This is a genomic window from Halorubellus litoreus (genome assembly GCF_037081675.1).
Classification (GTDB): domain Archaea; phylum Halobacteriota; class Halobacteria; order Halobacteriales; family Natrialbaceae; genus Halorubellus; species Halorubellus litoreus.
Genome location: NZ_JAZAQL010000004.1, coordinates 90560 through 101341, shown reverse-complemented (window position 1 = coordinate 101341; position 10782 = coordinate 90560). Strand labels below are relative to the sequence as shown.

Sequence of the window (10782 nt, the reverse complement as noted above, 5' to 3'; positions counted from 1 at the left end):
CCCTATCCGCTCCCGGAACCACCGCTACGCGTCGTCTCTGACGTCGAACTCCCGGCCGCTGACCCGGAACAGGACCTCTGAGAGCGAGAATCGGATGGTGTCCCTGACGTCCGGTTCGGTGATGTCGTCGTCGGACGCCAGGATGGCGGCCTCGGCGTGCGCCGGCACGAACTCGACCTCGAAGTCGCTGATGAAGAGCAGGCCGGCCGACGACGTCCGGTGCTGGAAGTGTGGGAGGCTCGTGCGACGGCTGTACGGGGACTCCGCCTCGTCGAATGGGTCCGCGTCCGCCGACTGGAAGTTCCGTTGTACGTAGTCATCGCCAAGTATCTCCGCGACCAGCAGTGGCTCCCTGACCGGAGCGTCCCGGTCAGGCTGGAACGCGCCGTCGTCGAACTCGCCGTACGTGTGGCCGGTGTCGAGCCACACCGCGAAGTCGGCCCGCGACCGCCTCGCAGAAAACGATAGCGGCTCGGAGTCGGTCGCGGAGCCGACCGTGAAGCGCGTCTGGAACCGCTCGTCGGCGCCCGCGTCGATGGCGGCGACCGGGAAATTGTCGGTCACCTCCCAGTCCGCGAGGCGCTCTTGGACGTCGTACGTTTCGAGGAACTGTTCGGCCGCGTCGACGCAGATATCCTGCAACTCGCGTTTCGTCGCCATCCAGATGTCTCCAGGTACCGCCATCGACGGACGCGACGGTATTGAAACCGGGAGCCGCCTCACGTCGATTGTAGCCGTCCTGGCAGTCGTCGGGCTACATGCCCTCGGCGACCGTGAATCGGTTCCCGCAGTCGCCGCATCGCTTCTCTATCTCCTCGGCCGTCGGGTCGCCGACGTCGGCCGGTATCTGGCTGTAGCACGGCACGTACGCGCCGCACTCCGGGCAGTGAAGCGTCGGAATCCCCATCCAGATTACGCCTCGTCTTGGGCGTCGAGCGCGCGCTCGGCTGCGGCCTTGTCCGCGAAGCGTTCGCCGCAGACGAGGTAGTCGACGAGGCGGTCCATCGCGAGCGGGCGGTAGTCGATGAGTTCCACGGAGAAGTTCACGCGCCTGGTGTCGTGCGCGACGAGCGGGTACTGCTCGGGGTGGTTGTTGTGGTGGTGGCCGTGCAGGAGCCAGCCGGTCTGGTTCGACGGGCCGTCGGCGGGGTCGTGGACGACGCGGAACGGGACGTTCCGGTGCTCGAAGCGGTACTCCTCCACGAAGTAGACGTCATCGCGTTCGCTGAGGAGCGTGCCGTCGTGGTTCCCGATGACGAACACGATCTCGCCGGGGAGCGCCTCGAGCCAGTTGAGGAGCGCGCTCGCGGACTCGCGGATGGTGAGGTCGCCACCGAACAGCACGACGTCGTCGGGGTCGACGACGGCCTGCCAGTTCGACACGAGCTGGTCGTTCATCTCCTCGACGGAGTCGAACGGGCGATTGCAGTACTCGACGATGTTCCGATGATCGAGGTGGAGGTCCGAGACGAGATAGTCGACCATACGTCGACGTCCGGAGAGACGGACTAAACCGTTCGGGGCGGCTGCCGACGCGTGTAGGTCGGAGATGTTTCCATCCTCGCCAGCGGGGGTGCTCCCGTCGGTTGCGGTCAGATATCACGCTCAGAGCGCGGCGAGGAGTTGGTTCACGTCGTGAATGGTGTTGAACGCGTGCAGCGAGACGCGGACGAGTTCGCCGCGTGGGCCGGGGACGGTCTTGACGTGGACGTCGTTCGCGGCGAGTCGCGCGACGGTCGCGGCGGGGTCGTCGACGCTGAGCGCGACGAGCCCGGACTCGAACGGCGGCGGCGAGTGCAGCGCGTCCACGGGGACTGCGGCCTTGAGGTGGTCGGTGAGGCGCTCGATCTCGGCCTCAATGGTGTCGATACCGACGGCTTCGATGGTCGCGATGGCCTCGGTGAGCGCGGCGTACGGCGCGACCGATCGCGTCCCCGTCTCGAAGCGCTGCGCGCCCGATTTCAGGTCGTAGTCCGCCGTCGGCGGGTACTCGACGCCGAAGTACCCGAGGACCGCGGGGTGGAGTTCGTCGGCGAACCCGGGGTCGACGTAGACGAACCCGCTCCCCCAGTCCCCGAGCAGCCACTTGTGGCCCGACGCGACGACCGCGTCCGCGCCCCACTCGGTGACGTCGACCGCGTGCTGGCCGACCGACTGCACCGCGTCCACGACCACCCGCGTCCCCGACGCCTGCGCGATAGCTGTCAGCTCGGGGACGTCGAGGTGGACGCCGTTCGTCCAGCAGAGAGAGCTGAACGCGACCAGTCGGGCGTCGGCGACCGCGTCCGCGAACGCGCCGCGGTCGACGCGCCCGCCGTGCGTCTCCACAACTCGGACCTCGACGTCGGCCTCGCGTTCGAGGCGCGCCCACGGCAGGACGTTCGCGGCGTGCTCGTGGTCGAGGCGGACCACGACGTCGCCGGGCGCCCAGTCCACGGCCGCCGCGATTCGCGCGAGCCCGTCGCCCGTACTGTTCGTGAGCGCGACGTTCCCCGGGACCGTCCCCAGGTGGTCGGCCACCGCTTCGCGCGCCGCGTCGAACACGCGCTCGCCGAACGCGTACATTCCGTCCTCGGCGGGCGCCCGGTAGGCGTGCTCGCGGAGCGCGTCGACGGCGGCGTCGACGACGGGTCGCGGCGACGGCCCGCTCGCGCCGGTGTTCAGGTACGTCGCCGCCTCCACCGCCGGAATCGACTCCCGCAGTTCCGCTGTGTCCATCGTCTCTCGACCGCACGCAGGACGTCAGCCCACAAGGACGCCCGACGCCGCGTACACGACCTGTACCCGCCGGGCGGTGTTGAAGCCGACGCCGACGCGTGCTCCGTGTATGTACCTGGGTGACGAGGCGTGGCCGGATTTGGAGTCGTACTTCGAGACGGAATCGCTCGCGCTCGTGCCGGTCGGCTCGACCGAACAGCACGGCCCGCACCTCCCCGAGTCGACCGACCACCTGATCGCGGAGGCGTTCGCTCGCGAGGCCGCCGACCGCGCCGGCTACCTCTGCACGCCCCCCGTCACGGTCGGCGTCAGCACGCACCACCGCCAGTTCCACGGGACGATGTGGGCCGACGCCCCCGCGTTCCGCGACTACGTCGAATCCATCACGCGCAACCTCACCGAGCACGGCGTCGACCGCGTCGTCTACGTGAACGCCCACGGGAGCAACGTCGACCCGCTCCGCGAGGTCGGTCGCCGCCTCCGCGACGACCACGCCCTCTACGCCATCGAGTGGATGTGGAACGAGAGCATCCCCGACCTCGTCGACGACCTGTTCGAGCACCCCGGCCCGCACGGCGGCCCGAAGGAGACCGCGCTCGTCCAGCACCTCGCCCCCGACCTCGTCCACGACGACCGCCTCGCGGACGCCCGCGACGGCGGCGTCGTCGACGTCACCACCAACGACACCATCGTCAACGGCGCCCGCACGTACTACGACGCCATCGACAACACCCCCAACGGCGTCATCGGCGACCAGACCGACGCCACCGCCGCCAAAGGCGAACAGCTGTTCGAGGCCGCGACCGAGCAACTCGTCGACCTCTGCGACTGGCTCGCCGCCCAGGAGTTCCAGGCGCTCATGCCCGAACCGCACCGCTGAGAGCTCGGCTCCCGCTCACCGCCAGAACGCTCGTCACCGACGTCCCAGGACTCGGAGTCTGGGCCACCTACGACTCGCGTTCGTCCTGACGCGACGCCAGCACGCGACTCGGCGCCCCCTCGGTTTCCTCGTCGTCGACGCTCCCGGCTGCTTCCGTAATCAGGTACTCGTCGCAGTCGTCGCCGGCGTCCGCGTCGAGGAGCTCGGGAAGCGTCGGCACCGGCGCGTCGGTCCGCCCGGCCGTCACTACGGCTTCGACCGCGGCGTCGACGTCGCCGAGTTCGCCACGAACGCGAGCGGCCAGGTCGTCGCCGTCGATTGGGTCGTCGTTCCTGACTCGGGGTGGGTCCAGGTGCCCCGGTGCCACCCAGAGCGGGGCGCGAACGCCCGTGGACTCGTCGTGGAGGTCGACGTCCAAGTCCGCGAGCGAGCGCGGCGAGCGGTCGGGAGCTGCGACTAACAACAGGAACCGATGCTGCAGCCTCGTCCGCCGGTGCCTCGCTCGCGCCACCGCGGCCGCCTCGACGACCCGCGACAGGTCACCGCGGACCACGTCCAGCGCCGTCTCGTCGGCGCGTTCGGCCCTGGCCACGACCCGCTGGTAGCGAGCGTGCAGGGACTCGAGTTCCTCGCGTACCTCGCGTTTCTCGCGCTCGACCTCGCGGAGTCGCCGCGCGACCGTCTCCCTATCGACGTCACTCAGGTCGTCCACGCCGTCGGCGTCCCCGAACAGTCGCGCCTGCATCGTCGAGAGCGTCCTCGCGAACATCTTCATCGGTAGCACGCAGCACCGACGCAAAAAGGAGATTCGAGGCCTACAGGACCTGTACCGCACCGCCATCGGTCGATGACGACGTCGCGATTCAGGCGCTTTCGCGCTCGCTCACGGGGTAGTCGCCGTAGTGGATCATGTCGCCGAGCTGGATGCTGTTCCCGCTGGCCTCGAGGAACTCCTCGCGCGTGATGGGGGCGCGAGCGGTGTTCGTGTCGATGCGGATCTCGGGGTGGACGAACCGGACGACCGCGAGCGTCTGGAGGATGCCCTCGCGCGTGATGTCGGGCGTCGTCCCGACCTCCTCGGCGACGGGCGTGCCGGCGACCGGGGAGAGGACGTTCAGCGAGAACACGTCGATGCCGATGTCGCGGAGCTCGCGCGCCGCGTCCACGCGGTCCACTGGGGTCTCGCCCATGCCGACGATGATGCCGGAGATGAGGTCGATGCCGGCCTCGCGCGCGACCTCGAGCGTCCGCCGGCGCTCCTCGAACGTGTGCGTGCTCGTGATCTCCTCGAAGTACCGCGGCGACGTCTCCACCATGTGCACGTAGTGCTTTACGCCCTCGCCCGCGAGGCGCTCGGCCTCGTCGGGCTCGAGGAACCCGAGGCACGCGTCGACCTCGAGGTCGGTCTCCTCGCGGATGGTCTCGATAGCGCCCAGGACCTCCTGCCACTCGTCGGTGCGGAGCGCGCTGTCCGCGCCCCGGCGCGTCGACACGATATTGAACCGCTCCGCGCCCTTGCGCTCGGCGCGCTTCGCCGCGTCCCGGAGCTTCTCGCGCTCGATGACGCCGTGCTGCTCGACGTCCGCGTCGTGCCGCGCCGAGTACGCGCAGAATCCGCAGTCCTGACTGCAGATACCACGGGTCACGTACCCGAGGCCGCGCGTCGTCACGCCCTCCCCCGCCAGTTCGTCGCGGACGACCGCCGCGCCCTCGGTGAGCGCGTCCACCGACTCGTCGAGGAGCGCCAGGCACTCCTCGCGAGTCAGGGCCTCGCCCGCGAGCGTTCGTGCGACCGCTTCGTCGACCGTCTCGTTACCCGTCCACTGGGACATACCAGTACGGATGGCATCGGTCGTAAAGGGCATCCGCACGCCTCCACAGACCCTGTAAGGCCTACTCCCGTCGCTACAGTCCTCGACTCCGTGGTCTGCCGAAGGCCGTCGACTGTCGCCGTCGGCCAGGGGCCATCGAGCGGCCGCGGCGGCTCGTCACGGTCGGTGTCCAGCGGCGCCAGCAGGCGTCCTGGAGAGAACCGAGACGCAGTCCAGTCGAGTGCTCGGCGCGACACCGACGTCGGCGAGCACCCCGCGGAGGTCGTCGTCGAGGTCGGCTGCGAGCTCTCCGTCCTCTCGCGTCAGTGTCTCGAGCAACGGGACGACTGCATCCCACTTCTCGGAGTCTTCCTGTGGCGGATCTGGCGGGCTGTCACGTCCCCGTGGTCGGTTCGAGACGAGGAGCGCATTCGTGTGCGAGGCGTAATCGGTGAAGTGGTACGTGTCGAGGGGCAGCAGGTCGGTTACGATCGTGGTCGTATCGACCCCCGAATCGACGGCGGCTCGTAGTGCCTCGGCGGCGGCCCCTGCTTTTCGTGCGCCGCCAGCACGGAGGGCAGCGACGAGCCCCGAGACCACCTCCCTGCACTCGGACTCGGAGAGGCTACCGGCGCACAGCAGTCGGTTCGCCGCGTCGATCGCGTGCGAGGCGGCGTCGTCGCCCCGCTGATCGTTGGCATGAGCGCAGACCGCTGCGATGCCCCGGACGAGTTCGCTTCTCGGGACCGTCAGTGAGTGCTCCGCGAGCAGTAGCCTCGACAGGATACTACACGCTTGCCCCGCACCGTCCCTGACCTCGATATGGGTTGCTGCGGACGCTTCGTCCTGCGTGGCTGGCCGTATCGTCTGCCAGACCGCATGCTCGATGGTCTCGACGGTGTCGGTCTCGAGCGTGACCGTAGCGACGAACCGGTCGACGAGGTCGAACCGGGCGGGCTTCCGGATGCCATCACGCGATGCGGTGCACAGGGCCTCGATGTGCGGGCCGAGAGATTCCACCGGGACTCGTCCGTGGTCGACGAGCGTCCTGAGAGTGGTGACCGCGACGTCCCGGAGCGCTTGGCTTTCGCGCTCCATGGCTTCGATGAGGTCGTCGAACGCGGCACTCGCCTGTTCGTCCGTGAGTTGCTCTGCTCGCTGATAGACCGCGAAGAGGTGCTCCGCCACGTCCGCTGGCAGCGAGTGAACGGTCGTTCGGACCACATCGAATACCAGCCGGAACTGCGCGGCCCTGAGCGCGCCCGACCCGACCACCTCCCGAATCCCGACCGCGACAGCCGCTCTGGGGGCGTCTGGAAGCTCCAATAGCCCGCAGTACCGCTCCAATAGCCTGGTTCGGCTCTCGTCGTCGAGGCACTGGACGCGCGCGAGCACGCTCCCCGCCCTGAGAGCGCGCCGCTGGCGCTCGCCATCGTCGACCCGAAGCTCCTGGAGTATCGAGTCGACGGTGTCTGCGTACCACGCGTCACCACCGTCTGTCGCCGCCTCGAGCGCTTCGAGTTTCGAGGCCACGACCTCGCGGGTCGTGTCACCGTCCGAGTCCCCGGACTCCCTCGCCAGTTCGAGCATGAACGACCGCATCACGTCGACGTGACCGGCGGTCGCCTCCTCGTGCGTGGCGAGCTCGACCAGAACGGTAAGCGCCCACTGCACGCGGACGATCCCGTAGCTACCGATTGGTCGGTCGACCACGCTCGTCCGAACGGCGCTCACGATCGCATCGACGTACTGGGGTGGGACCACGTCCAGTTGCAGTAGTTCGTGGAAGACACGAAGCGAGGCGTCGTAGTACGAGACGTCTCGGCCTGGTGCTGGCGGGCAGAGACCGACGAGTACCCGCTCGACCGTCGCTGAATCAGTCGTGGCGTCGCCCGCTGTCGCTCCGAGTCTGCTCAACAGCCCCCACGCCTGCACTTCGATGGAGTTCACGTCCGACGCGATGGAGAGCACTCGGTCTCGCTCCGCTTCTGTGAGCACGCGCTCGGGAGAGCGGACGGCGACGCCGCCGACGAGTTTGACGACGAAGTAGTCGGTCGGTCGCTGCGCCTCGTTCGCCGTCACCTCGGGCAGCTCCCCGATAGCCGTCAGTTGCTCGACGGCATTCTGCAGGACCTCGCGCCGCCGGGTGACCGATACCTCCGCTATCAGGTCGGGATGCTGCCTCGTCAGTGCGACCAGGACCTCCATGGTTGCCCGCCTGAGGGCGCTGCACCTGTCCGGCGCCGTCCCGGGAACGAGCGCCAAAAAGAGCTGTTCCGCGTGTCGTCGCTGCACCGTCGAAATCACTGCATCAGGGTCCAGGCCGGCCAACGACTCCACGATCTCCGTACAGATTTGCCGAGACACCGTCCCGACATTGAACAGGTCCGTGACACGCTGCTGGCGTGACTGGTCGAACTCTCGAGCCAGTACCGACGCCAGAACCGGAACCAGCCGACCGACCGGCGCTCCGTCCCGCTCAAGCATAGCCAGCAGCGTCGCAGTCGCCTGACGTCGATACAATACGACTGACGGCCCAGCCAGGTCGCCACCTTCCGGTGCGAGGAGCGCCGCTCGCTCTCGCTCCGACAGTTCTCCCTCGAGGGCAGCGGGTAGGTCCGCCAGCGAACTCTCCCAGTCGGGCGTCGAACCAGTCATGGCTTCTCCTCTAGCGACCCTCCACGGCCGGAGCCGGTTTCACTACTGGGGTTGCGTCGGCGTGGCACTCACCGCCTCTCCACACACGCCGGTTCGTCGTGAAGCTAGCCGAGTGGAGCCGGGTAACGCTCGTGCATCGCGCGTTCGACCTGCCGTTCGTGGTCCTGGAGGAGATCGCGACGATTCCCTCGAAGCGCTCCACAGCCCGCTTCAGGGACGTCGGAACCAGTGGCATCGCGACGTGAACCATCGCTCCATCGCCATCCGAGCCCAGGCACGCAGAACACTCCTAGACCCGGTTCACGAGCTCTGTAACCGCTACTGGTGGATTTAGAGGGCCGAAGGCGTCGGTCGAGGTATGTCAGACGACTTCACGTGCGACCGCTGCCAGGTGCGGGTCGTCCCCGACTTCCAGGTCATCGACGCCGGGGGCGCCCACCCGCTCAGCACCGCCACCGCGATCAAGCAATGCCCGGACTGCGGCGAGGTGCTCGCGTTCACATGACCGAGTTCTCGCCGCTCATCGAGGTCACCCCGGAGTGCAACCTCCGGTGTAGCTACTGCTACTACACCGACCAGATGGACGAGTTCCCCGACTTCCAGCCCGAGTACATCGACCTCGACGTCATCGAGGCCGTGTACGAGTCCGGGTGGAGCCAGCTCGGGGACCGCCCGAGCATCACGGGCGGCGAACCGTTCCTCCACCCCGACATCGAGGCGATCATCCGGTACCTCGACGCCCAGGGCGCCACCCCGGTCGTGAACTCGAACCTCATCCCCATCCGCGAGGACCAGTACGGGCTCCTCGAGGACCACGTCGCACAAGTGAACACGTCCATCGACCACGTCCACGCCGAACAGCACGACGGCCAGCGCGGCGGGTTCGGCGCCGTCATCGACACCCTCGAGGACCTCGTCGACCGCGACGTCGACGTCCGCGTCACGTGCGTCCTCACGCAGAACAACTACGAGGACGTCGGCGAAATCTTCGACACACTCCTCGAACTCGACGTCGACGGCATGTTCTTCCAGCCCGCGTACATCCCCCACGACGACGGCGACCTCGCCATCACCGACCTCCCCGACGCCGAAACGCACGAACTCCTCGACGCGCTCGAACCGTGGGCCCAGGAGTTCGACTGCCAACGCAACCTCGAGATCATGGCCGACAGCCTCCTCGACGGCGGCATCCCCGAGGAGCGCTGCGTGATGGGCGAGAGCCGATTCGTCCTCTATCACGACGGCCGCGTCCAACCGTGCTTCGACCGCCCCGACCTCGCCGCCGGCAACGTCACCGACCATCCACCCCGCAAGGTCCTCGACCGCGTCGTCGACCGCGGCGCCACCATCCGGAACGAAGAGTGCTTCAACGCCTCCTGCGTCTGCTTCTTCGAGTGAAGGTGGGGTCTCGGTGAGTGTGGGGTGAAGAACACCGACCGGCATCCTTTTGCATATCACACAATAAGTTGCATATCATGCAAACCAAGGCGCGATTGTTGCTCGAGTTGCCGTTCCCCGAGGAGCGGGTGTTCCGGTATCAGGCGATGCAAGACATCTTGCATCACCTCGTGAACAACCCCACAGAGTGGTTCACGCAGAAGGAACTCGCAGGCATGACCGGCGCTGATATCTCTTCAGTCTCCCGCGCTGTCGACCTCATCGAAAAACTCGGCGTCCTCGAGATCAAAGAAGGCGTTCCAACACGAATCCGGATCAGTCAGGACCACCTCGAACGCGAAGACCCGCTGTTCTCGGTCCCGCAAGAAGAATTCCGGGCGCCGCTTCAGGCGTTTCTGGACGAACTCGAATCAGAGATCGGGGAAGCCGATGAGATCGCAGAACTCCTCGGTGTCGTCCTCTTCGGGAGCGTCGCTCGCGGGACTGCGGACAGAAGCAGTGACATCGACCTCCTCCTCGTCGTGGACGGTGATCTGACGCTCGCCCGCCGGCTCGGCACTAAGACCGCACGAGAGCTCGAAGACCGCAAGTTCGAGGGTGAACGGTACGAATTCGAAGTACTCGTCGAGACTCCCGACTCTGCACTATCACACGGCGACCAACTTAGAGAGCTGTTCCGAGACGGTATCGTGTTGAAACGCACTGACGGACTGAAACAGGTTCGTGATGGGTTGTTCTTCGAAGAGCAAGAACACGAGGAGGAGGGTTCCTGACCGATGCCAATCGATATCGACGACATCGAGTCGGAACTCGAAGCAGCTGAAGACGCGTTTCGATTCGGTGGGCAGACCGCAGAAACGGGCCTGGACGTTGCCGATGCTGGACTCGTGCAACTCCGGAAGGCCTGCCGGTCGTTGACCGGGGCTGACCAACTACTCGAAAGCGGCTACTACACGCTGACAATCGAAGCTGCGTTCACCTCCATCGAGAAGACGTTCCTCTTCTGGCTGATCGACGAAGGGCATCAAGACCCGTCGAACCCGCCACAGTCACACACGACGGCAATCAAACGGAGTGAGGAAGTCGGATTCCTCAGCCAACCAGTGGCAACGCGACTGGAAGAACTCTGGGTCGAGAACCGAGCCCAGACGTACTACCAAGACGGTATCGCCACCGAAGAACGAGCGACGGCTATTATCGCACTCGCGAACCGAATCCATCATCAAATTATCAACTTGACTGGGGTTCGTCATGAATATCTCTGCAACTGACCATTCCCGCGCCTGAAGTCGTGGGCGTTTTCCTACAATCTCTGAA

13 protein-coding genes are annotated in these 10782 nt (G+C 66.8%); 6 read left to right on the top strand and 7 right to left on the bottom strand.

Features of this window, described 5'->3' with window-relative positions; genetic code table 11:
- Positions 1-24: 24 nt before the first annotated feature.
- From VYJ16_RS18255 to VYJ16_RS18240, 4 genes are all read right to left on the bottom strand, one after another.
- On the bottom strand, positions 25-684 hold the full coding sequence (locus tag VYJ16_RS18255) for a hypothetical protein (RefSeq protein ID WP_336351755.1): 660 nt from the start codon (positions 682-684) through the stop codon (positions 25-27).
- A gap of 70 nt (positions 685-754) precedes the next feature.
- Positions 755-907 (bottom strand): hypothetical protein, encoded by a 153-nt coding sequence (locus tag VYJ16_RS18250; RefSeq protein ID WP_336351754.1) that lies wholly within the window; start codon positions 905-907, stop codon positions 755-757.
- A gap of 5 nt (positions 908-912) precedes the next feature.
- The gene (locus tag VYJ16_RS18245) at positions 913-1485 is read right to left on the bottom strand and encodes a hypothetical protein (protein WP_336351753.1); all 573 of its coding nucleotides are present in this window, start codon (positions 1483-1485) and stop codon (positions 913-915) included.
- Positions 1486-1605: 120 nt separating this feature from the next.
- Complete coding sequence (locus tag VYJ16_RS18240; protein WP_336351752.1) at positions 1606-2718, bottom strand: aminotransferase class V-fold PLP-dependent enzyme; 1113 nt, start codon at positions 2716-2718, stop codon at positions 1606-1608.
- A gap of 109 nt (positions 2719-2827) precedes the next feature.
- Here VYJ16_RS18240 and VYJ16_RS18235 point away from each other — a divergent pair, with 109 nt between their 5' ends.
- On the top strand, positions 2828-3598 hold the full coding sequence (locus VYJ16_RS18235) for a creatininase family protein (RefSeq protein WP_336351751.1): 771 nt from the start codon (positions 2828-2830) through the stop codon (positions 3596-3598).
- Between the two features lie 67 nt (positions 3599-3665).
- Here the strand turns inward: VYJ16_RS18235 and VYJ16_RS18230 are convergent, their stop codons facing one another.
- From VYJ16_RS18230 to VYJ16_RS18220, 3 genes are all read right to left on the bottom strand, one after another.
- Positions 3666-4373 (bottom strand): hypothetical protein, encoded by a 708-nt coding sequence (locus tag VYJ16_RS18230; RefSeq protein WP_336351750.1) that lies wholly within the window; start codon positions 4371-4373, stop codon positions 3666-3668.
- An 88-nt stretch (positions 4374-4461) separates the two neighbouring features.
- Positions 4462-5430 (bottom strand): biotin synthase BioB, encoded by a 969-nt coding sequence (locus VYJ16_RS18225; RefSeq protein ID WP_336351749.1) that lies wholly within the window; start codon positions 5428-5430, stop codon positions 4462-4464.
- Between the two features lie 156 nt (positions 5431-5586).
- A complete protein-coding gene (locus VYJ16_RS18220; RefSeq protein ID WP_336351748.1) occupies positions 5587-8067 on the bottom strand; it encodes a hypothetical protein in 2481 nt (826 codons plus the stop codon).
- Between the two features lie 98 nt (positions 8068-8165).
- Between VYJ16_RS18220 and VYJ16_RS18215 the strand changes: the two genes are divergently transcribed.
- From VYJ16_RS18215 to VYJ16_RS18195, 5 genes are all read left to right on the top strand, one after another.
- A complete protein-coding gene (locus tag VYJ16_RS18215) occupies positions 8166-8312 on the top strand; it encodes a hypothetical protein (RefSeq protein ID WP_336351747.1) in 147 nt (48 codons plus the stop codon).
- A 113-nt stretch (positions 8313-8425) separates the two neighbouring features.
- Positions 8426-8572 carry a hypothetical protein gene (locus tag VYJ16_RS18210; RefSeq protein ID WP_336351746.1) on the top strand — a complete coding sequence of 49 codons (147 nt, stop codon included), beginning with the start codon at positions 8426-8428 and terminating at the stop codon, positions 8570-8572.
- Complete coding sequence (locus tag VYJ16_RS18205) at positions 8569-9465, top strand: radical SAM protein (protein WP_336351745.1); 897 nt, start codon at positions 8569-8571, stop codon at positions 9463-9465. The genes VYJ16_RS18210 and VYJ16_RS18205 overlap by 4 nt, the downstream gene beginning before the upstream one ends.
- Before the next feature lie 77 nt (positions 9466-9542).
- Positions 9543-10238 (top strand): nucleotidyltransferase domain-containing protein, encoded by a 696-nt coding sequence (locus tag VYJ16_RS18200; RefSeq protein ID WP_336351744.1) that lies wholly within the window; start codon positions 9543-9545, stop codon positions 10236-10238.
- 3 nt (positions 10239-10241) lie between these two features.
- A complete protein-coding gene (locus tag VYJ16_RS18195; RefSeq protein ID WP_336351743.1) occupies positions 10242-10736 on the top strand; it encodes a DUF8154 family protein in 495 nt (164 codons plus the stop codon).
- Positions 10737-10782 lie beyond the last annotated feature (46 nt).

Excerpts from the sequence above, each read along its gene's own strand:
- VYJ16_RS18230 (WP_336351750.1), bottom strand. The coding sequence starts at position 4,373 with ATGAAGATGTTCGCGAGGACGCTCTCGACGATGCAGGCGCGACTGTTC.
- VYJ16_RS18205 (WP_336351745.1), top strand. The coding sequence starts at position 8,569 with ATGACCGAGTTCTCGCCGCTCATCGAGGTCACCCCGGAGTGCAACCTC.
- VYJ16_RS18195 (WP_336351743.1), top strand. The coding sequence starts at position 10,242 with ATGCCAATCGATATCGACGACATCGAGTCGGAACTCGAAGCAGCTGAA.
- VYJ16_RS18240 (WP_336351752.1), bottom strand. The coding sequence starts at position 2,718 with ATGGACACAGCGGAACTGCGGGAGTCGATTCCGGCGGTGGAGGCGGCG.
- VYJ16_RS18250 (WP_336351754.1), bottom strand. The coding sequence starts at position 907 with ATGGGGATTCCGACGCTTCACTGCCCGGAGTGCGGCGCGTACGTGCCG.
- VYJ16_RS18210 (WP_336351746.1), top strand. The coding sequence starts at position 8,426 with ATGTCAGACGACTTCACGTGCGACCGCTGCCAGGTGCGGGTCGTCCCC.
- VYJ16_RS18255 (WP_336351755.1), bottom strand. The coding sequence starts at position 684 with ATGGCGGTACCTGGAGACATCTGGATGGCGACGAAACGCGAGTTGCAG.
- VYJ16_RS18225 (WP_336351749.1), bottom strand. The coding sequence starts at position 5,430 with ATGTCCCAGTGGACGGGTAACGAGACGGTCGACGAAGCGGTCGCACGA.
- VYJ16_RS18235 (WP_336351751.1), top strand. The coding sequence starts at position 2,828 with ATGTACCTGGGTGACGAGGCGTGGCCGGATTTGGAGTCGTACTTCGAG.
- VYJ16_RS18200 (WP_336351744.1), top strand. The coding sequence starts at position 9,543 with ATGCAAACCAAGGCGCGATTGTTGCTCGAGTTGCCGTTCCCCGAGGAG.
- VYJ16_RS18245 (WP_336351753.1), bottom strand. The coding sequence starts at position 1,485 with ATGGTCGACTATCTCGTCTCGGACCTCCACCTCGATCATCGGAACATC.
- VYJ16_RS18220 (WP_336351748.1), bottom strand. The coding sequence starts at position 8,067 with ATGACTGGTTCGACGCCCGACTGGGAGAGTTCGCTGGCGGACCTACCC.